The sequence below is a fragment of the Nocardioides luteus genome (assembly GCF_014648595.1).
GTDB classification, from domain to species: domain Bacteria; phylum Actinomycetota; class Actinomycetes; order Propionibacteriales; family Nocardioidaceae; genus Nocardioides; species Nocardioides luteus.
This window is the reverse complement of sequence record NZ_BMRK01000001.1, coordinates 238,977-261,190: the sequence shown is the minus strand read 5'-3', so window position 1 is coordinate 261,190 and position 22,214 is coordinate 238,977. Positions and strand designations below refer to the sequence as shown.

The following is a 22,214-nucleotide window of genomic DNA, read 5'->3' as shown; positions in this document are numbered from 1 at the left end:
GGCAGACGCGCCGACTCGGCGTCCCACAGCGGGGCAGACGCGCCGACTGGGCGTCCAGATCTGGGGCAGATGCGCCGAGTCGGCGGAGGGGTCAGGAGCGGGGTGGGCGGATGAGGCCCTCTTGGGCGACCGTCGCGGCCAGGACGCCGTCGGCGGTGAAGACCCGGCCGATGGAGAGGCCGCGGCCGCCGTACGCCGAGGGGCTCTCCTGGTCGTAGAGCCACCACTCGTCGGCACGGAAGGGGCGATGGAACCAGATGGAGTGGTCGAGCGAGGCCATCTGGACGCCCTTGTGGTCCAGCGAGTGGGCGGCCATGGAGGCGCCGAGCAGGGAGATGTCGGAGGCCCAGGTGAAGGCGCCGCGCTGGATGTCGGGGTCGTCGGGGAGCGAGGCGCCGAGGCGCATCCACAGGCGCTGCTGCGCGGGCCGCTTCGGGTCGGGCTCGATGCCGAGCAGGGAGTTGCCGACGGCGCGTACCTCGACGGCCTCCCACTCGCGGGCGAGCGAGACCGCCTCCGGGCTGCCGGAGTCGGCCATCACCTTGAGGAAGTCGACGCACTTCTCGGGCGCGGGCACGTCGGGCATCGCGTCCTGGTGCTCGAAGCCGGTCTCGGCGCGCTGGAAGTTGGCGCTCAGGTAGTAGATCTCCCGACCCTTCTGCCGCGCCCGGACCCGCCGGGTCTCGAAGGAGCGTCCGTCGCGGATCCGCTGGACGTCGTAGACGATCGGGTAGGACGGGTCGCCGGGCAGCAGGAAGTAGGAGTGCAGCGAGTGCACCGTGAAGTCCGGATCGGCCGAGCGCACCGCGGCCATCAGCGCCTGGGCGGCCACCATGCCGCCGTAGGCGCGTCCACGGGAGTTACGGGTCGTGGTGGCACCGTGGTAGAGATCCTTGTCGATCTCGACCAGGTCGAGCACGCCGACCAGCTCCGCCACTGCCTGCGCCGCCGGTACGGCCTCGGTCGTCATTCTTCGGATTCTCTCAATCCTTCTCAGGGTCATCGGGGTCGGGGCCGTTCAGCCCGGCCAGGAACTGCTCGAACTGCTCACCGAGCTCGTCACCCGTCGGCAACGGCTCGTCCGGCGCCAGCAGGGACCGCCCGGACTCCTCGCCACGCTGGAAGGTGTCGTACTGCTGCTCGAGAGCGGCCACGACCTCCCTCACCTCGGCATTGTCCTCGATGTAGGCAGAGATCTCCTCCTCGCGGCGTTGCGCCTCGGCCTCGAGGTCCGAGACCGGGATGGTCAGCCGGGCGGCCCGCTCGAGCTCCTCGACGAGCACGACCGCCGCAGCGGGGAAGTCGCTCTGGGCCAGATAGTGCGGCATGTGGACGACGAAGCCGCCCGCGGGGTGGCCCCACTCCCCCAGGCGTACCTCCACCAGGGCCTGGGCGGAGGACGGGATGCGGATCTCGCCCTTCCACGGGCTCTCGAAGACCTGGCCGGAGAGCTCCTGGGCCGGGTCGTTGGCGTGCCGGGTCGTGGTCAGCGGACGGGTGTGCGGCACCGCCATCGGCACCGAGGTCAGCGAGATCACCTCGGTCACACCGAGGCGCTCGACGACCTCGCGCACGGCGCCGGCGAACCCCTCCCAGCGGTTGTCGGGCTCGGGGCCGTGGAGCAGCAGGTAGGGCGTGTCACCGGTGTCCTTGAGCAGCCGGACGACCAGCCGTGGCGCGTCGAAGGACTCGTAGTGGTCGCTGACGAACGAGATCGCCGGGCGTCGCGCACGGTAGTCGTGGAGCTCGTCGACCTCGAAGGTCGCCACCACGGGCGCCCGCCTCGAGGTCTGGATCAGATGGGCGGCGGCGCGCTCAGCCGCCTTGCCCGCGTCGAGGAAGCCGTCCAGGACGACCACCAGCGGCAGCCGGTCACCGCCGGCGAGGAGGATCTCCTCGGGCAGGTCGTCCACGATGTGCACCAGTCGCGATCCCGCCATCGGTGCCTCCTCCCGTCGCGTACGGCCCGTACGGGCCACGCTCTCGTCTGCGCCGTCGTCTGCTCGGCCGTCTGCCCGGCCCGGGGTCTCGGCCCGCGAGCTCAACCTTCTCAATACACGCTTCCACATGACGTCAGGGCAGCATTCTGGACGCCCACGATATTCCCAAGCCGACGCGCGGACGCGGCCGGGCTCCCCTCTGCCGGACCGTGTGACCTCCCCCTCGGTGCGCTCGTTGTTACTAGCGGGTAATGTAAGCGCTCGGGCACCACCCGTGCCCGAATCGACAACGCCGTTCAGCGGCAACCGACCGGCAATTCACATGGAGTGACACGGTGACCCGACAGCTGCGAGAAGTCGTCTTCGTCGACGGCGTACGCACACCTTTCGGCAAGGCCAAGGGCCAGTACGCCGAGACCCGCGCCGACGACCTGGTCGTCAAGCTCATCCGTGAGCTCACGCGCCGCAACCCCGAGCTTCCCCCCGAGCGGATCGACGAGGTCGCCATCGCCGCGACCACGCAGATCGGCGACCAGGGCCTGACCATCGGCCGCACCGCGAGCCTGCTCGCCGGACTCCCCCAGTCCGTGCCCGGCTACGCGATCGACCGGATGTGCGCCGGCGCGATGACCGCGGTCACCACGACCGCCGGTGGCATCGCCTTCGGTGCCTATGACGTCGCCATCGCCGGCGGTGTCGAGCACATGGGCCGCCACCCGATGGGCGAGGGCGTCGACCCCAACCCGCGGATCATCTCCGAGAAGCTCGTCGACCCCTCGGCGCTCGTCATGGGCAACACCGCCGAGAACGTCCACGACCGCTACCCGGCGATCACCAAGGACCGCACCGACGCGTTCGCCGTGCGCTCCCAGGAGCTGGCCGCCAAGGCGTACGCCGACGGCAAGATCCAGCCCGACCTGGTCCCCGTCGCGACGCGCAGCGCCGAGAATGGCTGGGGCCTGGCCACCACCGACGAGCCGATGCGTCCCGGCACCACCACCGAGGACCTCGCCAAGCTGAAGACCCCGTTCCGCCCGCACGGTCGCGTGACCGCGGGCAACGCGGCGGGCATCAACGACGGCGCGACCGCCTCGCTGCTGGCCTCCGAGGAGGTCGCCCGCGAGCTCGGTCTGCCGATCAAGATGCGGCTGGTGTCGTACAGCTTCGCCGGTGTCGCCCCCGAGGTCATGGCCGTCGGCCCGATCCCGTCGACCGAGAAGGCGCTGGCCAAGGCCGGGCTGACCATCGACGACATCGAGGCCTTCGAGATCAACGAGGCCTTCGCGATCCAGGTGCTCGCGTTCCTGGACCACTTCGGCATCGACCAGAACGACGACCGCGTGAACCCCTACGGCGGTGCGATCGCGTTCGGTCACCCGCTGGCCTCCTCCGGTGTGCGGCTGATGATTCAGCTCGCCCGCCAGTTCGAGGAGCGCCCCGAGGTCCGCTACGGCCTCACCACGATGTGCATCGGCCTGGGTATGGGCGGCACGGTCATCTGGGAGAACCCCAACTGGACTGGAGAGTCGAAGTGACTGACATCAACACTCTTCTCGCCGACGTCGAGAAGCTCTACTCCGACGACGAGGTCGTGACCGCGGCCAAGCTGGCGAAGGTCAACCTGCCGTCGGGCAAGGTGCTGGGCCTGGTCACCCTCGACAACGGCCACGACCACACCCGCCCGAACACGTTCGGGCCGAAGTCGCTGGTCGAGCTCAACACCGCGTACGACGCGGCGCTGGCCGACGACGAGATCGACGCGATCGCGGTGACCGGCAAGCCGTTCATCCTCGCGGCGGGCGCCGACCTCACCTCGCTGCAGGCGGGTGGCCCCGACGGGATCCGGACGATCGCCGAGCTCGGCCACGCGGTCTTCCGCAAGCTGGGCGACGGCGCGAACGGCGTCAAGAAGCCCTCCTTCGGCTTCATCAACGGGCTCGCGCTCGGTGGTGGCCTCGAGGTCGCGCTGCACGCCGACTACCGCACCATCCTGGACTCGGTGCCGGCCGTCGGCCTGCCCGAGGTCATGCTCGGCCTGATCCCCGGCTGGGGCGGCGGCTACCTGCTGCCGAACCTGATCGGTCCGGCCAAGGCCGCCAAGGTGTTCATCGAGAACCCGCTCAACAACGGCAAGGTGCTCAAGGGCGCCGAGGCCTTCGACCTCGGCATCGCCGACGCGATGTTCGGCGGCGCCGACTACCTCGAGCAGTCGCTGCTGTGGGCCGACCGCGTCCTGTCGGGCGAGGAGAAGGTCGAGCGCGAGCCGATCGACCGCGGCGAGGGCTGGGACGAGGCCGCCAAGAACGCGGGCTTCTTCGCCTGGGCCAAGACCGGCGACGCCTCCCCCGCTGCCAAGAAGGCCGTCGAGCTGCTCACCCTGGCCAAGACCGCCTCGCGCGACGAGGGCTTTGCGGCCGAGGACGACGCGCTGGTCGCGATGTCCAAGACCCCGCAGCTGCTCGCCTCGCTCTACTCCTTCGACCTGGTGCAGAAGCGCGCCAAGCGGCCTGCCGGTGCGCCCGACAAGGCGCTCGCGCAGAAGGTCACCAAGGTCGGCATCATCGGTGCCGGTCTGATGGCCTCGCAGTTCGCGCTGCTCTTCGTCCAGCGCCTGAAGGTGCCGGTCGTCATGGTCGACCTCGACCAGGAGCGTGCCGACAAGGGCGTGGCGTACGTTCACGCCGAGCTCGACAAGAAGCTCGCCAAGGGCCGCGCCTCGCAGGACGCCACCAACCGCCTCAAGGCCCTCGTGACGGCTTCGGTCGACTACGAGGAGGCGTTCTCCGACGCCGACTTCATCATCGAGGCCGTCTTCGAGGAGATGGGCGTCAAGAAGACCGTCTTCGCCAACGCCGAGGCCGTCGCGCCGGAGACCGCGGTCTTCGCGACCAACACCTCCAGCCTCTCGATCACCGAGATGGCCGCCGAGCTGAAGAACCCCGAGCGGGTCGTGGGCTTCCACTTCTTCAACCCGGTCGCGGTCATGCCGCTGCTGGAGATCATCCGCGGCGAGAAGACCTCCGACGCTGCGCTGGCCACGGCGTTCTCGGTCTCGAAGTCGCTGAAGAAGACGTCGATCCTGGTCAAGGACAGCCCGTCCTTCATCGTGAACCGCCTCCTGGGCCGCTTCATGGGCGAGGTCTCCAAGGTCGCCGACGAGGGCACCCCGATCGACGTCGTCGAGTCGGCCTTCGCTGGTGTCGCGCCCATGGGCCCGTTCGCACTGATCGGTCTGGTCGGTCCCGCGATCGCCTACCACAACAACGAGACGCTCGCGAAGGCGTTCCCCGACCGGTTCTACCTCTCGGAGAACCTCCACCGTGTGGTGGAGGCGAAGAAGAGCTCCTTCTTCGGCCCCGACGGCCGCACCCTCGACCCCGAGGTCGAGGCGCTGCTCACCTCCGGGGACGTGGTCAAGACCGCCGAGCAGGCCCGCCAGCAGTCGCTGGAGGCCATCGCCGACGAGATCGGCCGGATGCTCGACGAGGGCGTCGCCCAGGCCGCCGAGGACATCGACCTGGCGATGATCACCGGCGCCGGCTTCCAGTTCTGGAACGGCGGCATCACCCAGCTCCTCGACCGCGAGGGCATCTCCGAGAAGGTCACCGGCAAGAAGTTCCACTGACGGCCCGACTCCGGAGAACCGGAAACCCGCCCTCGTCCGACGTGAGTCGGTCGGGGGCGGGTCCGATTTCGCCGAGAAGTCAGATTCTGGCGGCGAGACGTCAGTTCTCGACGCCGAGGCGTCAGATATCGGCCGCGAGACGGCAGTACGTCAACCGCACCTGCCGTCTCGTACCGCGGCTCAGGCCTTGTCGCTGGAGGCCTGGGCGCGGCGTACGGCTCGATCCGACGTGGTGGCGCTCTGACGCGCTCGAGGGCGCTGCTGGCGGCCGGCGGCCTGCGGTGTGCCGCGCCGGCTCTCGATCTTCTTGCGGATCATCTCATCTGCCGCTCTGAGATCGAACGGCGCCGACATCTGCTCGGGTGACCAGCGGAACTCGGCCACGATGTCGTCATAGAGCATTGAACCCCCCGAGTGCTGTAGTGAGAATGCCGAGGGTCCTCGTCGCCCCCGACGGACTCCACTCTAAGCCCAAACCAGGCCGTCCACGCGAGTGGCTCGACCAGAGAGATCGACCTCTCGACGTCAAATTTCGACCGTTCGGCGTCGAAAATCGACCGTTCGGCGTCAGATGCTGACGTCTCGGGGGAGGGACTCGGGGGTCAGCGTGGCCAGGCGGTCGATCGTGTCCAGGGCGATCGCCTGAGGGGTCAGGCCGATCGCCTCGAGGATCTTGGGGCGCTTGGCGTGATCGAGGAACTCCTGCGGGATGCCGTGGATCCGGACCGGCGTGCGCACGTCGGCAGCGGTGAGCGCCTGCAGGAAGGAGGATCCGACGCCGCCGGCGACGCCGTTGTCCTCGATGGTCACGACCAGGCGGTGGTCGGCGGCCGCCTCGACCAGGGCCGGGTCGACGGGCTTGACCCAGCGCGGGTCGGCGACGGTGACGCCGATCCCCTGGGCGGTGAGCCGCTCGGCCACGCCCACCGCGACCTCGGCCATCGAGCCGACACCGAGGACGAGCACGTCCTTGGTGCCGTTGCGGACGAGGACGTCGGCGTTGCCGAGCCTGTCGATGGTGGGGATGTCCTCGGGAGGCGGGCCCTTCGGGAACCGCACGACCGTGGGTGCGTCGTCGACCTCGACGGCCTCGTCGAGCAGCTCGTTGAGCCGGGTGATGTCGCGCGGGGCGGCCAGGCGGAGGCCGGGCACGACCTGGAGCAGCGACATGTCCCACATGCCGTTGTGGGAGGCGCCGTCGTCACCGGTGACGCCGGATCGGTCGAGGACGAAGGTGACCCCAGCACGGTGGAGGGCGCAGTCCATCAGCACCTGGTCGAAGGCGCGGTTGAGGAAGGTCGCGTAGACCGCGAAGACCGGGTGCAGGCCGCCCATCGCCAGGCCGGCGGCCGAGGTGGCGGCGTGCTGCTCGGCGATGCCGACGTCGAAGGTGCGCTCGGGGAACCGGGCCTGGAAGGCGTCCAGCCCGACCGGGTGCATCATCGCGGCGGTGATGCCGACGATGTCGGGACGCCGCTCGCCCAGGCGAACCATCGCGTCGGAGAAGTGGTCGGTCCAGATCCGGCCCTTGGGCTTCTCGGCGCCGGTCTGGACGTCGAAGGGACCCGGCGAGTGGAACTGGTCGGCCTCGTGACGCTCGGCGGGGTCGTAGCCGTAGCCCTTGCGCGTGATCGCGTGCACGATCACCGGACCGCCGAAGCGCTTGGCCGAGGCCAGCGCCTGCTCGACGGCGTGCCGGTCGTGGCCGTCGACGGGGCCGACGTACTTCAGGCCGAGGTCCTCGAAGAGACCCTGCGGCGCGACCGCGTCCTTGAGCCCCTTCTTCACCGCGTGCAGTGCGTCGTAGGCGACCGCGCCGATCCCGGGCACCGCGTTGAGGCGGCGCTTGACCATGTCGAGCAGCACCTCGTAGCGGGGGTTCGTACGCAGCGAGGTCAGCGCCGTGGCCAGGCCGCCGATGGTCGGGGTGTAGGAGCGGCCGTTGTCGTTGACGACGATGACCAGCCGCGAGTCGTGCTGGATCGCGATGTTGTTGAGCGCCTCCCAGGCCATCCCGCCGGTCAGCGCGCCGTCGCCGATGACGGCGGCCACGTGACGGTCCTCGCCCCTGATCGTGAACGCCTTGGCCAGACCGTCGGCGTAGGAGAGGGCGGTGGAGGCGTGGGAGTTCTCGACCAGGTCGTGGTCGGACTCGGACCGGCTCGGGTAGCCGCTCATCCCGCCCTCGCGGCGCAGCGTGTCGAAGTCGCCGGCGCGGCCGGTGACGAGCTTGTGCACGTAGGACTGGTGGCCGGTGTCGAAGACGATCTTGTCGCTGGGGCTGTCGAAGACCCGGTGCATGGCCAGGGTCAGCTCGACCACGCCGAGGTTGGGACCGAGGTGGCCGGTGTTGGTGGCCACGGTCCGGATCATCAGGTCGCGGATCTCGCTCGCGAGGAGGTCGAGCTGGTCGTCGGAGAGATCACGCAGATCCTGCGGCGCGGCGATGCGTTCGAGGAGACCCATGGGCCGGATTCTACGTCTCGGCCCTGAGCGAGGCGGATCCGGATAGCGCCGCGTGCTGGGCCGATCCCAGGAAGGACGGCAGCGCGGTCCTGGCCGAGTCGCTGAGGTCCAGGTCAAACGCCTTCGCCGGGTCGACGAAGACGATCTGGCGACCCTCGTGGCACACGATGTCGGCGTCGGTGAGGTCGACCCCGGCCGCGAAGAGATGGATCTTGTCCTCGCTGCCGGTCTCGGGGTGGCGTACGTCGGCGACGGTGACCAGCTCGAGGTCACCGGGGCTCAGCCGCACCTCGGTCTCCTCCTCGAGCTCGCGGATCGCCCCGGCCAGCGGGTCCTCCCCCGGCTCGAGATGTCCGCCGCTGAAGGACCACTTCTCCGGCGCGATCCGCGGGTGCTCGTCCCGCTCCTGGAGCAGCACCCAGCCACGTCGGTCGACAAGGATCACGGCAGCGAACTCGGTCATGAGGAGCGAGCCTAGTCACCGCCCCCGGACCGCGACGTCGACGGCCGCCGGCCCGGGACACGCAGACGAGACGTACGTCCCTTGACTGGACACAAGCCAAGGCAAAGACTGGCGACATGGCACTGACCTCGAAGCAGAAGGCGATCATGACCACCGGCGCGCTCGCGCTCCAGGCGGCGATCGCGCCGGTGATCCTCAGGGACCTGCAGCACCGCTCCGACGACCAGATCCGCGGACCGCGGCTGCTGTGGCGTCTGTGGGGCACCACCAACCTGCTCGGGGCGGCCGCCTACTGGTTCATCGGCCGGAAGCCGGCCTGACTCGTCCCCGGGCGCCGGTGAGCAGCCGGATCGCGAAGAGGAGCTCCTCGACGTCGGCGAACCGGCGCAGGTCGCAGCCGGTGCGCTCGGCGATCCGCTCGAGCCGGTAGTAGGCGGTGTTGACGTGCATGTGCAGCCGTTCGGCGGCCAGCTTCGCGTTGAGGTCGCTGGCGACGTAGGCGAGCAGCGTCTCGATCATCGCGCCGTCGCGCGCCTGGTCCTCGAGCACGAACTGGCGAAGCCGCGGGCGGACGAGCCGCCGTGCGGTCGGGTCCTCGCGCAGCACCAGGTAGTCGACGGTCGAGAGCATCGGCAGCGCCACCACCCCCGCCTCCTCGCCGAGCGAGTCGCGGGCGATCCCCGCCTCGGCGTACGCAGCAGGCACCCCTGACCACCCGGTGTGGACCGTGCTGACCCCCACTGCCAGCTCGATGCCGTACCTGGCCACCTGGCCGTGGACCCGGCGCATACCGGGCACGACCGTCGTCGCGTCGTCGTGGGCCATCGGCATGATGCCGACCAGCTGCTCCTGGCGGATCACCGCGAGGCCGTCCTGGGCCGGGCCGAGCTCGGTGCGGACGATGCGGAGCACCTCGCGCAGGTTCTGGCCGGCCTTCAGCGGACGCACCGGCACCGCGACCATCACGACTGCGCGGCCGTCGGGCTCGAGCCCGCCCGCACGCGCGATGTCGAGCCGCGGGCCCGCCGGCACCTCGCGGCCGGCGAGCAGGTCCTCGACGAGGTCCCGCCGGATCCGGTCGCCCTCGGCGAGCTCCATCTGCTGAGAGCTGAGGTAGGCCTCGGCCGCCACGGAGCTGCCGACCTCGATCACCTGCATCACGTGCGAGGCCGCGTCCAGCGCCGCGCGGCCGGTGTCCGGATCATCGGCGGCCACGTCGACGATGCTCTCCCAGAGCGCGACCTGGCCGAGGCGGAACGCCTGCAGGAAGTCGGCGAGCGTGATCCCCTGGCGCACCCGGCTGGCGGCCTGGCCGGTGCTCAGGTCGAAGTCCTCGCGGACTGCGGCGCGGCCCTCCTCGAGAGTGACCAGCACGGCCCGGAAGACGGCGTCGGCGTGCTGGGCGACATCGCGGCGCAGGTCGGGGTCCGGGCTGGCCGCGTACGCCGGCACCTGCTCCCAGGTGCGCTGCAGGAAGAGCGCCACAGTGGCCGGAAGGTTCTCCCGGACGCCTTCGACGATGCGGTTGATCGGCTCGGTCCTCACTGCGATCCCCTCCTTCGAGGTTGTGGGCCGGCGACAAGGCGATCGACGCCCCGCGCTCGTGGCGTGCCGGCCTGCCATGACCGTGGCGCGATGGCTCTCACGCACGACATCCTGCCGCACGACAACGTTGACGCCGCAACGAAGGGATACCCGGCGAGGCATCCGGAGACATATATAGCCGGTCACCAGGCTATTTATGACGAACTCACACATTTCCCGACGCGCCCTTTTCAAACGCGCTACGGCTGCTGAATGGTGCTAGCCATGTGTCAAGGGTCACAACGATCTCGGCCCGCTAGACCCAGGAGTGAACACACCATGGAGAACCACCCCACTGAGGGCCCGTCTCGGGTCTCCCGCCGCTCGTTCGTCGGCTACGTCATCGGTGGAGCGACCCTCATCGCTGCCGCTGACCTGGGCCTGACGCCGGAGGCGGCGCACGCGGCGCCGATCCCGTCGGTGCCCCAGGTGCCCGAGGTCTACGACCTCAACGACTTCCTCACCCACTGCACGCTGCCGACCTCGAACCTGATCGCGATCGAGATCGACGAGAAGGGTCACGCCCACTTCGCGCTCCCCCGCATGGAGGTCGGCCAGGGCATCACCACGGCCATCGCCATGCTGATCGCCGAGGAGCTCGACCTCCCCGTCGACCACGTGCACGTGACCCTCGCCCCGGCGCGGCCCGAGCTGCTCTTCAACCAGCTGACCGGCGGCTCCAACTCGATGATCTCGATGTACACGCCGGTACGCGTCGCCGCGGCCATCGCCCGCAAGTCGCTGCTCGAGGCGGCCGCGATCCTGCTCGGCACCAACGTCGCCCAGCTGGTTGCCAAGGGCGGCGTCATCGGGCTGCCGGACGGCTCCTCGGTGACGTACGGCGAGGCGGCGGCGAAGGCCGCCAAGCCGAAGACCGAGAAGGTCGAGGTGAAGCTCAAGAAGACCTCCGACCACAAGGTCATCGGCAAGCCCCACCGCCGTATCGACGCCCTGGAGGCGGTCACCGGCAAGAAGCAGTTCGCGATGGACGTGGACGTCCCCGGCGCGCTGCCGACGATGGTCTGCCGGGCGCCGGAGCTCAACGGCACCGCGCACTCGATCAACAACAAGGGCGAGGTCCTGAAGATGCCCGGCGTCACCCACGTCGCGATCATCCCGACCGGCGTCGCGGTGCGGGCCAAGACGTTCGGGCAGTGCATCGACGCCGTGCGCGCCCTCGACGTCACCTGGAACTCCGGCACCGTCACCACGAAGTCGGCCAAGGACATCAAGGCTGAGCTCAAGGCGGGTCAGATCCCGCTCGCGGTGCCGAAGATCGGCGCGACCTCGGTCGACGGCGAGTTCACCTTCCACTTCCGCAGCGGCTCGTCCCTCGAGCCCAACTGCGCCGTCGCCGACGTACGCGACGGCAAGGCCACCATCTGGGGTGGTCTCAAGTCGCCGGTCACCGCCCAGGAGAAGATCGCCGCGGCTCTCGGCATGCTGCCGACCGACGTGACGGTGAACGTCGTCCAGGGCGGCGGCTCCTTCGGCCGCAAGCTCTTCTTCGACGCCGCCCTCGAGGCCGCGCACGCCTCCAAGGCGTTCAAGGTGCCGGTCAAGCTGATGTGGCACCGCGCCGACGAGCCGCGCCAGGGCCGCGTGCACCCGATGGCGGTCTCCCGGGTCCGGGCGACCGTGCTGGCCGGCGGCGTGCTCACCTTCGAGCAGCGCCACTCCAGCGTCGCCACCGACTTCACCCACGGCCTCGGTGAGCGGATCACCGCCGAGGCGGCCGCGCTGCCGACCGGCCTGTCGAACCTGACCTTCTCCGAGACGATCTTCATGCTCGCCACCGAGCTGCCCTACAACTTCGGGGTCGTCACCCAGCTGCTCAACGAGCCGAAGCCGGCCGTCGACCGTTTCAACACCAGCTCGGTGCGCAACATCTACTCCCCCGACGTCGCCACGGCCAGCGAGCTGATGGTCGACCAGCTCGCCGAGAAGCTGAAGCTGGACCCCGTCTCCTTCCGCCGCAAGTACCTCAAGAGCGACACCGTCCGCCGAGTGCTCGACCGGGCCGCCGAGATCGGCGGCTGGGGCAAGAAGATGCCTGCCGGCACCGCGCAGGGCATCGCGATCCACAAGGAGTACAAGGGCGCCACCGCCGTCCTCGTCGAGATCGACTGTCGTCCCGAGACTGTCAACCGCGAGGTGCGCGACGCGGTCACCGGCCCCCGCGTCACCAAGGCCGTCGTGGTCGCCGACGTCGGTCTGGTGATCAACCCCGCCGGCGTGAAGGCCCAGATGATGGGTGGCTTCTCCGACGGGATGTGCCAGGCGCTGACCTACAGCAACCACCTGGTCGACGGGCACTTCCTCGAGGCCAGCTGGGACAACTCGGCCTACACCCGCCAGTGGAACACGCCGTTCGAGTTCGAGTGCGAGGTGATGGAGTCGCACGGCAGCCAGCCCGGCGGCGTCGGTGAGGCCGGTGTGGCCGCCTCGATGGCCGCCGTCGCCTGCGCCTACGCCCGCGCGACCGGTGAGATGCCGACCGAGTTCCCGATCAACTTCCACGAGCCGCTCCACTTCGAGCCCAAGTCCTTCATCCCGTCCGTCCCCGAGTCGCCGACCGACGGCCTCGCCTACACGTTCTGAGGTCCCCCAAGATGCCTTCTCACACCTTCCAGCTCAACGGAGAGACCGTCACCGTCGACGTCGAGGACGACGTCCGCATCCTCTGGGTCCTGCGCGACATCCTCGGCGTCACCGGCCCCAAGTACGGCTGCGGCATCAACGTCTGCAAGGCCTGTACGTCCCACATCAACGGCAAGGCGTTCAACCCCTGCTCCGTGCGGGTCGCCGACATCAAGGCCGACGACGAGATCACCACCATCGAGGGCCTGGCCGACACCGCCCCCGGCGACGGCCTCCACCCGATGCAGGACGCCTGGCTCGAGCACGACGTCGCCCAGTGCGGCTACTGCCAGCCCGGCCAGATTATGGCCGCGGTCGCGCTGGTCAACAAGGTCCGCGCCGAGGGTCGCGCCATCAACGAGGCCGACCTCGACACGATCCGCAACGTCTGCCGCTGTGGCACCTACTCCCGCATCCGCGAGGCCATCAAGACCGGTCAGGAGGCGATGGCGAAGGGGCTCTGATCCCCCTCCCGCCACGAGCACCAGCCTTCTCCTCCAGGACCACGCACAGTCCCGCTCCGAGCCCGGAGCGGGACTGTGTCGTCTGTGCTGCCCGGCAGCTGTTCAGACCTTGCCTACCCGGACCTCTCCGGACCGGCGCTTGCGTCGTCGCCTCGATAGACCGCCGTCACGTTCGCCTCCAGCTCGGCGAGGAGCTCCCGGGCCGCCTCGACGCGGGCAGGTGACATCCCGCCTCGCGTCGCCCGCTCGAGCTCTGCCCAGGCCTCCCCGACCAGCCTCTTGAGCCCCTGGCTCTCCTCGGTGGCCTCGACGATGACTGCGCGCCGGTCGGTCGTCGAACGCGTACGCCGCACGAGACCGGCGCGCTCCAGCCGGGCGATCCCGCGGGTCATCGTCGCGGCATCGCTGTCCAGCGTCTCGGCGAGGTCGACCTGGCGCTGGGGGCCGTCTTGCCACAGCGTCATCATCACCAGCTCCTGACCCGGATGGAGCCCGTGCTCGCGGAGCAGCCTCCCGGCCAGCGCCTTGTGCACCCGCGCGACGCGGAAGATCGCCGAGCTCAGCGGGCCTGCCTCCATGCGTGGTTCGCCGTTCATGGCTCGATCCTATCGCAATTAGTTGTTCGGACAGGGAATGCGAGATACAACTTACTTGTTCGAACAGGTAATCACGGAGCAATCCATTCCCATCGAGGAGAACGCTGATGATGAACCAGATAACCGACCAGCCTGCCGCCGAGGCCGCCACCGCCTTCGAGCCGATCACGGTCGGCGACCTTCGGCTGCGCAACCGGATCGTGATGGCGCCGATGACCCGGAGCCGGGCCTACGACACCCGGGCGACCGACGACATGGCGACCTACTACGCCCAGCGCGCCGGCGCCGGGCTGATCATCACCGAGGGCATCCAGCCCAGCCCGGTCGGGCAGGGCTACCCCGCCACCCCTGGTCTGCACACCGATGAGCAGGTCGAGTCGTGGCGGCCCGTGACCGACGCCGTGCACGCCGAGGGTGGCGTGATCGTGGCTCAACTGATGCACACCGGCCGGATCGGCCACCCCAGCAGCACGGAAGCTGTCGGCAACGGCGGTCTGGTCCCCGTCGCCCCCTCGCCCGTCAGAGCCGCGGGGCAGATCTTCACCCCGACCGGCCCCCAGGACCACGTCGTCCCCCGGGAGCTGGACGAGGTCGAGATCGTCGCGACGATCGCCGACTTCGCCGACGCCGCGCGCAACGCGATCGCGGCGGGGTTCGACGGTGTCGAGATCCACGGCGCCAACGGCTACCTGCTCCACCAGTTCCTCGCCACCAACGCCAACCAGCGCACCGACGAGTGGGGCGGCAGCCCTCGCAACCGCATCCGGCTGACCGTCGAGATCGTCAGGGCCGTGGCCGAGGCGATCGGAGCGGCGCGCACCGGACTGCGGATCTCGCCGAACAACAAGCTCGGCGACACCCTCGAGGACGACTACGCCGTGACGTACCCGCTGCTGGTCTCCGAGCTCGACGACCTCAGGATCGGCGGCCGCGGCCTGGCCTACCTGCACCTGGTCGAGGCCGGTGACCCCGCGCTGACGCCGGTGATCCGCGAGGCCTGGGGCGGCGCGCTCATCCTCAACGCCGCGACCCCCGACCCCCTCGACCACCCCCACCGGCTCACGCTCGTCGACGACGGAGCAGCCGACCTCGTCTCCTACGCCCGGCTCTTCATCTCCAACCCCGATCTCGTCGACCGCCTCGCAGCGGGCGCCGAGCTGGCGATGCCCGACCTGAGCAAGGCGTACGGCGGGGACGCGACCGGCTACACCGACTACCCCACCCGCACCGGCCCCGGCACGGCGAAGTGACGGAGCCGTCGCCCACCCTCAGGGGCTCAGAGAGCCCGGAAAGAAGGACCTCATGACCACCACATCCACTTCCGAGACGAGCAACCCGCACAGCACCGGGCGGGTCGTCGTGATCACCGGCGCCGCCGGCGGCATGGGCGCAGCCCTGACCAAGCGGTTCCTCGACAACGGTGACCGCGTCATCGCCACCGACCGCTCCGCAGACGCTCTCGACGAGACCGCCGCCGATCTCGATGCCGGCGGCGACCTGGTCACGGTGGCCGGCAGCATCGCCGACGAGGACGACGTCGGCCGCCTCGCCGACGCCGCGAGGGCGGCCAGCGGTGTCGACGTCCTCCTCAACGTCGCCGGGTTCTTCCCCTTCGACGCGTTCGCCGAGATGACCGCGGAGCGCTGGCGCACCGTGATCGACATCAACCTGACCGGCTACTTCCTGGTCACCCGAGCACTGCTCCCGCTGATGAGCGCTCGCGGGTGGGGACGCATCGTGAACGTCGGCTCGGCGTCGATGTATCCAGGCGTGGCCGGCCAGGTCCACTACGTCACGGCCAAGTCCGGGCTGGTCGGATTCACCCGCAGCCTGGCGCGGGAGGTCGGCGGCGGCGGCATCACCGTCAACCTGCTCACGCCGGGCGTGACACTGACCGGGCCGGTGCTCGAGCACTTCCCGCCCGAGCTCATCGAGTCCCAGCGGGAGAGCCGGGCCATCCCCCGCGACCAGCATGCCGAGGACCTGGTCGGTCCGATCTTCTTCCTCGCCTCTCCGGAGGCGGACTTCATCACCGGCCAGACGCTGAACGTCGATGGCGGCATGTTCATGAACTGAGCACGTGCCTCGTCCCCTTCAAGGTCGGGGACGCGGCACCGTCAGCTCTCCCGCAGCGTCGACTCGATCCGCTCGACCTTCGCCGTCAGCTGCCCCTCCCGGCCGGGCCTGATGTCGGCCTTGATCACCAGACTCACCCGCGGAGAGACGGCGGAGACGGCGTCGACGCACTGCTTGATCACCGCCATCACCTCGTCCCAATCGCCCTCGAGGTTGGTGAACATCGAGTTGGTCTCGTTGGGCAGACCGGACTCACGCACGATCCTGACCGCCTCGGCGACCGCAGCGGTCACCGAGCCATCGGCAGAGTCCGTCGTCGTCGGCGCGATCGAAAAGGCGACAAGCATGCTCTCAACCTACCCACCTCGAAGGCGATCGGTTCTCGAACCGGCGAGATCTCGGCGTGCTGAGGCATCGCGTGAGACGACACGCGAACGGCCGCCCCACGGACTCCTCGGCCTGCCTATAGTTGCGCCACCGGGGGCCGACGGTGCCACCCCGGCAGAAAGGGATCGATGAGTGAGGGACTCGACCGGCTCGCTGCCACGCTCGGCGTGCCGACCACGCGGCTCGCGCCGCTGGAGGCGTACGACGACGAGCAGCTGCGCCGCTTCGACGATCTGACCCAGGGAGCGATGCGCGCCGAGGACGAGGCCTTCGACGCCTCCCTCAACCAAGCGCTGCGGATGGTGCCGAAGATGCTGCGCGGCGTCGTCCAGAGGATGCTCGGAGGTGCCCGATGACCGCGCTGACCAGCTCCCTGGAGATCACCAAGCTCGCCCACGAGATGCACGTGGACGAGGCCGACCTCGCCTTCCTGGCCGCTTCGTCCCCCGATGATCTGCGCGAGCTGCGCGGGATCGTCTCGCACGCGATGTTCAGCCGTCACGAGTCGCGGGTCAAGGGGCTGGCCGCGGTCAGCACCAAGCTGCCCGCCCCGGTGGTCGCGAAGATCACCGAGCTGGCGATGGGACCGATGCTGAGCGCTCGGGTGGCCGCGGTGATGGACCCGGTCGACGCCGCGAAGCTGGCCGGTCACCTCAAGCCGCAGTTCCTCGCCGAGCTCTCCGTCCACCTCGATCCCAGCAGGGTGAAGGGCATCGTCGCGAAGCTCGACCAGGCCGTCGTCGTGGACATCGGCCGCCGCCTCCTGGCCGCCGGTCATGTCCTCACGCTCGCGCGGTTCACGGGCGTCGTCTCCCCCGAGGTCTCGCTCCAGGTGCTGGAGGGCGCCTCCGGCGCGGAGATCCTGCAGGTCGCGGTCTTCCTCGACGACCCCTCGGTCCTCGACCCGATCCTCGCCGACCTCTCCGACGAGACCCTGGCAGCCGTGGTCGCCGCCACCGCCGACCACGGCGAGGCGGCGGATGCCCTCCTGGCCGCGCTGTCGGCCGAGAACCGCGCGCGGATCGCGGCTCTGGCCTGAGGCCGCTGCGTACGACGGCGTCAGCTGGCTCGGGGATGGAGGTACTTCTCCTCTTGCGCGGCTGTCAGGCGGCGTCTGGCCGCGACCGTGGTCGTCGGGGTCCACCAGGGTGGCGGGGTGATGGTCCAGCGGTCTGTGGTGCCGCCGGTCGCGCGGCGGCAGGCGTCCAGGGTGCGCTGGAAGAAGTCGGTCGGGTCGTGACGGTCGGCGGCGACCATGGTGACGTACTCCAGCCCGACCCGACGGAAGGCGCTCTCGCGGCGGATGTCCTTCGCGCGCTGCCTGCCCTGGAGATGGAGGGCACCGTCGTACTCGCCGACGGCCCCGTGCTCGAGGTCGAGCAGGTCCGGCGTGCCGATGTGGTTGCCGGCGGCGTCGAAGACCGGGTGGTTGCTGACTACGGCGACCAGGCCGATCCGGCGCCACAGCAACCGCATCTCGGTCTCCATCGGCGACCAGGTGTTCTCGTTGCCGAGCACGATCGCGTCGCGGCACTGGCCGACCCCGGTCCACGCCGTCAGGCGCCTCACGTAGTGCGCCGCCTGGTTCCTGGAGACGAGGTCGGAGTACGCGGCGAGGTCGAAGATCTTGACCGCCTCGACCAGCGACGCGGCGTACCGCATCTCGAAGCAGACCGAGCGCAGCGGGTGGGTCACCATCAGGCCGTCGATGCGTCGCCGGTCCTCGCTCTGGCGTCGCTCGGCGGTGACGAACGCGCCCGGCGGCGGGTCGATGCGGTGGCCGATCGTCAGCAGCGGCACGGGCACCTCCCCGCCGAGATCGACGCCGTCGAACCCGACCCCGCCGAGCCAGCGCAGTGCCGCCCAGCCGGTCACCGCGTCGTCCGGGCCGAGGGTGACCGCGGCCTCGACGATCCGCTGCTCGGGCGAGTCGGCGTCGTACCGAGCGGGGAGGTAGAACCCGCGACTGGTGCGCCGCCACCCCTTCCCGGCCGCCTGCCCCCGCGTCGGCCCGGCCCGCCCCGCTGGATCGATACGCACAGGCCGCACCAGCCCCGGCCGACGTACATGGAAGGCAGGCGGCTCGAAGAGCTCGGCGGAAACGACCATGCCGAGATCATCACCCGCTGCCGATCTTCCTGCAGAAGTTATCCACAGGCCCGCCGGAGCCGGGGGTACGACGGGGAGTTCGACAGGGGTTACGGGCAGGTAGCCCCTGCCGAGCTCCCCGTCGTACGCGAACCGGTCAGGGCCGCTGGGTCGTCGGGCGGAGGATGAGCTCGTTGATGTCCGCCTCTGCCGTCACGGCGTAGGAGATGGCGTTTGCGATCTCGGCGGCGGGGAGGGCGTTGGCGCGGTAGGCACGCATGGCGTCGCGGGCGCCGGGGTCGGTGATCGAGTCGGCCAGCTCGGACTCGGTCACACCGGGGGTGATGGTGGTGACCTTCAGCCACGGCTCTGACTCGATCCGCAGCCCCTCACTGATCGCCCAGACGGCGTGCTTGGTGGCGCAGTAGACGGCCGCGGTCGGTACGACCTCGTGGGCACCGGTCGAGGCCACGTTGATGATGTGGCCGCTGCGCTGGGCGCCCATGACGGGCAGGGCCGCGGCGATCCCGTGGAGCACCCCGCGGATGTTGACGTCGATCATGGCCTCCCACTCCTCGACATGCAGGGCGGCCAGCGGGGAGAGCGGCATGACACCGGCGTTGTTGACCAGCACGTCGAGCCTGCCGTAGGCGTCGACGGCCTGGTCGACGGCGGCTCGTACGCTCTCCTTCTCGGAGACGTCGAGCGGGACCGCCAGTGCCGTACCTCCGTCGTCGGTGATCTCGGCGGTGATCTTCTCGAGGCGCTCGCGGCGGCGTGCCCCGAGCACGACCGTGTGCCCCTCCCCCGCGAGTCGGCGTGCGGTCGCGGCTCCGATGCCGCTCGAGGCCCCGGTGATCAGGACGACCTTCGTCTCAGTGATATCTCGCTGCTTGATCGTCATCGCATGTTCTCCCTGCGGTTCGTGGCGACCGAGACCGTCCCCGGCGTCCGAGACCCATGCTTCGCGATCATCCGAGGCGCCCCCAGGCCAGAACGAACCTAGGAGCAGCGGGACCAGGCAGCGGTCTGCCGGGGTACGACGGGGAGTTCGGCGGGGGTTACGCGCCAGTAACCCCTGTCGAACTCCCCGTCGTACCCGACCGATGCGAAACGGCCCGCCACCCACACGGGGTGACGGGCCGTTCAGCGGTCAGGATCAGGCGTTGACCAGGCTGCGCAGGACGTACTGCAGGATGCCGCCGTTGCGGTAGTAGTTGGCCTCACCGGGGGTGTCGATGCGGACGACCGCGTCGAACTCGACACCGGTGTCGGTGGTGACCTTGACCGTCTTCGGGGTGCGACCCTCGTTGAGCTCGGTGATGCCGGTGATCGAGAAGGTCTCCTCACCGGTCAGACCGAGGCTGTCGGCGTTCTGGCCCGCGGGGAACTGCAGCGGGATGACGCCCATGCCGATGAGGTTGGAGCGGTGGATGCGCTCGAACGACTCGGTGATGACCGCCTTCACGCCCAGCAGCGAGGTGCCCTTGGCGGCCCAGTCACGCGAGGAGCCGGAACCGTACTCCTTGCCACCGAGGACCACCAGCGGAGTGCCGGCCGCGGCGTAGTTCTGCGCCGCGTCGTAGACGAAGCTGACCGGGCCGTCGGGCTGGGTGAAGTCGCGGGTGTAGCCACCCTCGGTGCCCGGCGCGATCTGGTTCTTGATCCGGATGTTGGCGAAGGTGCCGCGGATCATGACCTCGTGGTTGCCTCGGCGCGAGCCGTAGGAGTTGAAGTCACGCTGCTCGACGCCATGCTCGGTGAGGTACTGGCCGGCCGGCGAGTCCTTCTTGATGTTGCCCGCCGGGCTGATGTGGTCGGTGGTGACCGAGTCGCCCAGCTTGAGCAGCACTCGCGCGCCCTCGATGTCGGTCACCGGCTCGGGAGCCTTGGCCATGCCCTCGAAGTAGGGAGCCTTGCGTACGTAGGTCGACTCCTCGTCCCAGGTGAAGGTGTCACCGGTCGGGGTCGGCAGGTTCTGCCAGCGCTCGTCGCCCGCGAAGACGTCGGCGTAGTCCTTGGTGAACATGTCGGAGTCGATCGCGGTGGCGATGGTCTCCTCGACCTCGGCCGGCGAGGGCCAGATGTCGCGGAGGTAGACGTCGTTGCCGTCCTTGTCCTGGCCGAGCGGGTCCTCGAGAAGGTTGAGGTTCATGTTGCCGGCCAGGGCGTAGGCGATGACCAGCGGCGGCGACGCGAGGTAGTTCATCTTCACGTCGGGGTTGATGCGACCCTCGAAGTTGCGGTTGCCGGAGAGCACCGAGACGACGGCGAGGTCGTTGTCGTTCACCGCGGCGGAGACCTCGGGGATGATCGGACCCGAGTTGCCGATGCAGGTCACGCAGCCGTAGCCGACCAGGTTGAAGCCGACCTTCTCCAGGTAGGGGGTCAGCCCGGCCTTGTCGTAGTAGTCGGTGACGACCTTGGAACCGGGAGCCAGCGTGGTCTTGACCCACGGCTTGCGAGCCAGGCCCTTCTCGACCGCGTTCTTCGCCAGCAGCGCGGCGCCGATCATGACCGACGGGTTGGAGGTGTTGGTGCAGGAGGTGATCGAGGCGATCGTGACCGCACCGTTCTCCAGCTCGAACTCGGTGCCGTCGGCCAGCTTGACCGGGATCTTGGCGTCCGCCTGGGAGGTGTACGTCGGCAGGTGACCCTCGAACGAGGACTTGGCGTCGGTGAGCTGGACGCGGTCCTGCGGGCGCTTGGGGCCGGCGATGCTCGGGACGACCGTGGCGAGGTCGAGCTCGAGGGTCTCGGAGAAGCGCGGCTCGGCGGCCGGGTCGTGCCACAGGCCCTGCTCCTTGGCGTACTTCTCCACCAGGGCGAGCTGCTCCTCGGAGCGGCCCGTCAGGCGCATGTAGTTGATGGTCTCCTCGTCGACCGGGAAGATCGCGACGGTGGAGCCGAACTCCGGCGACATGTTGCCGATCGTGGCGCGGTTGGCCAGCGGCAGCGCGGTCACGCCGGCGCCGTAGAACTCCACGAACTTGCCGACCACACCGTGCTTGCGCAGCATCTCGGTGATGGTGAGCACCAGGTCGGTGGCGGTCGAGCCCTCGGGCAGGTCGCCGTGGAGCTTGAAGCCGACCACGCGCGGGATCAGCATGGAGACCGGCTGGCCGAGCAGAGCGGCCTCCGCCTCGATGCCGCCGACGCCGAAGCCGAGCACACCCAGGCCGTTGACCATGGTGGTGTGGGAGTCGGTGCCGACGCAGGTGTCGGGGTAGGCCTGCAGCACGCCGTCGACCTCGCGGGTGTAGACGGTGCGAGCCAGGTGCTCGATGTTGACCTGGTGGACGATGCCGGTGCCCGGCGGGACGACCTTGAAGTCCTCGAAGGCGGTCTGTCCCCAACGCAGGAACTGGTAGCGCTCACGGTTGCGCTCGTACTCGATCTCGACGTTGCGCTCGAAGGCCTCGGGGGTGCCGAAGACCTCGGCGATCACCGAGTGGTCGATGACCATCTCGGCGGGCGAGAGCGGGTTGATCTTGGTCGGGTCGCCGCCGAGCTCGGCCGCGGCCTCACGCAGGGTGGCCAGGTCGACGATGCAGGGAACGCCGGTGAAGTCCTGCATGATCACGCGCGCCGGCGTGTACTGGATCTCGTTGACGGGGTCGGCGGTCTCGTCCCACCCGGCAAGCGCCTTGATGTCGTCGGCGGTGATGTTCGCGCCGTCCTCGGTGCGCAGGAGGTTCTCCAGCAGCACCTTCAGCGAGAAGGGCAGCGACGCGACGTCGAGGCCCTCACCCTTGACCGCATCCAGGCGGAAGATCTCGTAGGACTTACCGTCCACGTCCAGAGTGCTCTTGGCACCGAAGCTGTCCTTGCTGGCCAACGCGTTCATCTCCTTGCTCGCGTCCACAGACGTACGAATTCAAGTCT

Annotated in this window: 20 protein-coding genes; 9 read left to right on the top strand and 11 right to left on the bottom strand. The window is 69.5% G+C overall.

Translation table 11 applies throughout. From position 1 onward, the window contains the following. Positions 1 to 91 precede the first annotated feature (91 nt). On the bottom strand, positions 92 to 970 hold the full coding sequence (locus IEY81_RS01245) for an acyl-CoA thioesterase (protein ID WP_189116618.1): 879 nt from the start codon (positions 968 to 970) through the stop codon (positions 92 to 94). Positions 971 to 983: 13 nt separating this feature from the next. Further along, on the bottom strand, positions 984 to 1,940 hold the full coding sequence (locus tag IEY81_RS01240; RefSeq protein WP_189116617.1) for a proteasome assembly chaperone family protein: 957 nt from the start codon (positions 1,938 to 1,940) through the stop codon (positions 984 to 986). Positions 1,941 to 2,275: 335 nt separating this feature from the next. Between IEY81_RS01240 and IEY81_RS01235 the strand changes: the two genes are divergently transcribed. Together IEY81_RS01235 and IEY81_RS01230 are read left to right on the top strand one after the other, a co-directional pair. After that, a complete protein-coding gene (locus IEY81_RS01235; RefSeq protein WP_189116616.1) occupies positions 2,276 to 3,475 on the top strand; it encodes a thiolase family protein in 1,200 nt (399 codons plus the stop codon). Then, entirely contained in the window at positions 3,472 to 5,565 is a 2,094-nt protein-coding gene (locus IEY81_RS01230) for a 3-hydroxyacyl-CoA dehydrogenase NAD-binding domain-containing protein (protein ID WP_189116615.1), read from the top strand. Before IEY81_RS01235 ends, IEY81_RS01230 begins: the two co-directional genes overlap by 4 nt. Before the next feature lie 180 nt (positions 5,566 to 5,745). Here the strand turns inward: IEY81_RS01230 and IEY81_RS01225 are convergent, their stop codons facing one another. The 3 genes from IEY81_RS01225 to IEY81_RS01215 all read right to left on the bottom strand — a co-directional run bounded on the left by IEY81_RS01225 (position 5,746) and on the right by IEY81_RS01215 (position 8,494). Then, positions 5,746 to 5,967 carry a hypothetical protein gene (locus tag IEY81_RS01225; protein ID WP_189116614.1) on the bottom strand — a complete coding sequence of 74 codons (222 nt, stop codon included), beginning with the start codon at positions 5,965 to 5,967 and terminating at the stop codon, positions 5,746 to 5,748. 165 nt (positions 5,968 to 6,132) lie between these two features. Continuing rightward, positions 6,133 to 8,031, bottom strand: coding sequence for a 1-deoxy-D-xylulose-5-phosphate synthase (gene dxs / locus IEY81_RS01220; RefSeq protein WP_189116613.1), 1,899 nt, complete (start codon positions 8,029 to 8,031; stop codon positions 6,133 to 6,135). 10 nt (positions 8,032 to 8,041) lie between these two features. Beyond that, entirely contained in the window at positions 8,042 to 8,494 is a 453-nt protein-coding gene (locus tag IEY81_RS01215) for an NUDIX hydrolase (RefSeq protein ID WP_189116612.1), read from the bottom strand. 116 nt (positions 8,495 to 8,610) lie between these two features. Between IEY81_RS01215 and IEY81_RS01210 the strand changes: the two genes are divergently transcribed. Next, a complete protein-coding gene (locus IEY81_RS01210) occupies positions 8,611 to 8,814 on the top strand; it encodes a hypothetical protein (RefSeq protein ID WP_189116611.1) in 204 nt (67 codons plus the stop codon). Here IEY81_RS01210 and IEY81_RS01205 read toward each other — a convergent pair. Next, the gene (locus IEY81_RS01205) at positions 8,792 to 10,039 is read right to left on the bottom strand and encodes a PucR family transcriptional regulator (RefSeq protein WP_229787159.1); all 1,248 of its coding nucleotides are present in this window, start codon (positions 10,037 to 10,039) and stop codon (positions 8,792 to 8,794) included. The genes IEY81_RS01210 and IEY81_RS01205 overlap by 23 nt on opposite strands. Positions 10,040 to 10,357: 318 nt before the next feature. On the opposite strand from IEY81_RS01205, the gene IEY81_RS01200 reads away from it, so the two are divergent. After that, on the top strand, positions 10,358 to 12,679 hold the full coding sequence (locus IEY81_RS01200) for a molybdopterin cofactor-binding domain-containing protein (RefSeq protein WP_189116610.1): 2,322 nt from the start codon (positions 10,358 to 10,360) through the stop codon (positions 12,677 to 12,679). An 11-nt stretch (positions 12,680 to 12,690) separates the two neighbouring features. Then, positions 12,691 to 13,182 carry a (2Fe-2S)-binding protein gene (locus IEY81_RS01195; protein WP_189116609.1) on the top strand — a complete coding sequence of 164 codons (492 nt, stop codon included), beginning with the start codon at positions 12,691 to 12,693 and terminating at the stop codon, positions 13,180 to 13,182. 113 nt (positions 13,183 to 13,295) lie between these two features. Here IEY81_RS01195 and IEY81_RS01190 read toward each other — a convergent pair whose 3' ends face one another. Then, complete coding sequence (locus IEY81_RS01190) at positions 13,296 to 13,778, bottom strand: MarR family winged helix-turn-helix transcriptional regulator (RefSeq protein WP_189116608.1); 483 nt, start codon at positions 13,776 to 13,778, stop codon at positions 13,296 to 13,298. A gap of 107 nt (positions 13,779 to 13,885) precedes the next feature. Between IEY81_RS01190 and IEY81_RS01185 the strand changes: the two genes are divergently transcribed. Then, entirely contained in the window at positions 13,886 to 15,028 is a 1,143-nt protein-coding gene (locus IEY81_RS01185) for an alkene reductase (protein ID WP_229787157.1), read from the top strand. 52 nt (positions 15,029 to 15,080) lie between these two features. Continuing rightward, entirely contained in the window at positions 15,081 to 15,854 is a 774-nt protein-coding gene (locus IEY81_RS01180; RefSeq protein ID WP_189116607.1) for an SDR family NAD(P)-dependent oxidoreductase, read from the top strand. 41 nt (positions 15,855 to 15,895) lie between these two features. Here IEY81_RS01180 and IEY81_RS01175 read toward each other — a convergent pair whose 3' ends face one another. After that, a complete protein-coding gene (locus IEY81_RS01175; protein WP_189116606.1) occupies positions 15,896 to 16,201 on the bottom strand; it encodes an MTH1187 family thiamine-binding protein in 306 nt (101 codons plus the stop codon). Positions 16,202 to 16,369: 168 nt separating this feature from the next. On the opposite strand from IEY81_RS01175, the gene IEY81_RS01170 reads away from it, so the two are divergent. Continuing rightward, positions 16,370 to 16,597 carry a hypothetical protein gene (locus tag IEY81_RS01170; protein ID WP_189116605.1) on the top strand — a complete coding sequence of 76 codons (228 nt, stop codon included), beginning with the start codon at positions 16,370 to 16,372 and terminating at the stop codon, positions 16,595 to 16,597. Then, a complete protein-coding gene (locus IEY81_RS01165; protein WP_189116604.1) occupies positions 16,594 to 17,280 on the top strand; it encodes a hypothetical protein in 687 nt (228 codons plus the stop codon). Before IEY81_RS01170 ends, IEY81_RS01165 begins: the two co-directional genes overlap by 4 nt. Before the next feature lie 20 nt (positions 17,281 to 17,300). Here the strand turns inward: IEY81_RS01165 and IEY81_RS01160 are convergent, their stop codons facing one another. From IEY81_RS01160 to acnA, 3 genes are all read right to left on the bottom strand, one after another. Next, on the bottom strand, positions 17,301 to 18,281 hold the full coding sequence (locus tag IEY81_RS01160) for a hypothetical protein (protein ID WP_189116603.1): 981 nt from the start codon (positions 18,279 to 18,281) through the stop codon (positions 17,301 to 17,303). A 205-nt stretch (positions 18,282 to 18,486) separates the two neighbouring features. Further along, entirely contained in the window at positions 18,487 to 19,233 is a 747-nt protein-coding gene (locus IEY81_RS01155; RefSeq protein ID WP_189116602.1) for an SDR family oxidoreductase, read from the bottom strand. A 255-nt stretch (positions 19,234 to 19,488) separates the two neighbouring features. Continuing rightward, positions 19,489 to 22,176, bottom strand: coding sequence for an aconitate hydratase AcnA (gene acnA / locus IEY81_RS01150; protein WP_271188414.1), 2,688 nt, complete (start codon positions 22,174 to 22,176; stop codon positions 19,489 to 19,491). Positions 22,177 to 22,214 lie beyond the last annotated feature (38 nt).

Bases quoted from the DNA above. Each gene is read 5' to 3' on its own strand.
- IEY81_RS01245 (WP_189116618.1), bottom strand. From the start codon at position 970: ATGACGACCGAGGCCGTACCGGCGGCGCAGGCAGTGGCGGAGCTGGTC.
- IEY81_RS01240 (WP_189116617.1), bottom strand. From the start codon at position 1,940: ATGGCGGGATCGCGACTGGTGCACATCGTGGACGACCTGCCCGAGGAG.
- IEY81_RS01225 (WP_189116614.1), bottom strand. From the start codon at position 5,967: ATGCTCTATGACGACATCGTGGCCGAGTTCCGCTGGTCACCCGAGCAG.
- dxs (WP_189116613.1), bottom strand. From the start codon at position 8,031: ATGGGTCTCCTCGAACGCATCGCCGCGCCGCAGGATCTGCGTGATCTC.
- IEY81_RS01215 (WP_189116612.1), bottom strand. From the start codon at position 8,494: ATGACCGAGTTCGCTGCCGTGATCCTTGTCGACCGACGTGGCTGGGTG.
- IEY81_RS01210 (WP_189116611.1), top strand. From the start codon at position 8,611: ATGGCACTGACCTCGAAGCAGAAGGCGATCATGACCACCGGCGCGCTC.
- IEY81_RS01200 (WP_189116610.1), top strand. From the start codon at position 10,358: ATGGAGAACCACCCCACTGAGGGCCCGTCTCGGGTCTCCCGCCGCTCG.
- IEY81_RS01195 (WP_189116609.1), top strand. From the start codon at position 12,691: ATGCCTTCTCACACCTTCCAGCTCAACGGAGAGACCGTCACCGTCGAC.
- IEY81_RS01190 (WP_189116608.1), bottom strand. From the start codon at position 13,778: ATGAACGGCGAACCACGCATGGAGGCAGGCCCGCTGAGCTCGGCGATC.
- IEY81_RS01185 (WP_229787157.1), top strand. From the start codon at position 13,886: ATGATGAACCAGATAACCGACCAGCCTGCCGCCGAGGCCGCCACCGCC.
- IEY81_RS01180 (WP_189116607.1), top strand. From the start codon at position 15,081: ATGACCACCACATCCACTTCCGAGACGAGCAACCCGCACAGCACCGGG.
- IEY81_RS01175 (WP_189116606.1), bottom strand. From the start codon at position 16,201: ATGCTTGTCGCCTTTTCGATCGCGCCGACGACGACGGACTCTGCCGAT.
- IEY81_RS01170 (WP_189116605.1), top strand. From the start codon at position 16,370: ATGAGTGAGGGACTCGACCGGCTCGCTGCCACGCTCGGCGTGCCGACC.
- IEY81_RS01165 (WP_189116604.1), top strand. From the start codon at position 16,594: ATGACCGCGCTGACCAGCTCCCTGGAGATCACCAAGCTCGCCCACGAG.
- IEY81_RS01155 (WP_189116602.1), bottom strand. From the start codon at position 19,233: ATGACGATCAAGCAGCGAGATATCACTGAGACGAAGGTCGTCCTGATC.
- acnA (WP_271188414.1), bottom strand. From the start codon at position 22,176: ATGAACGCGTTGGCCAGCAAGGACAGCTTCGGTGCCAAGAGCACTCTG.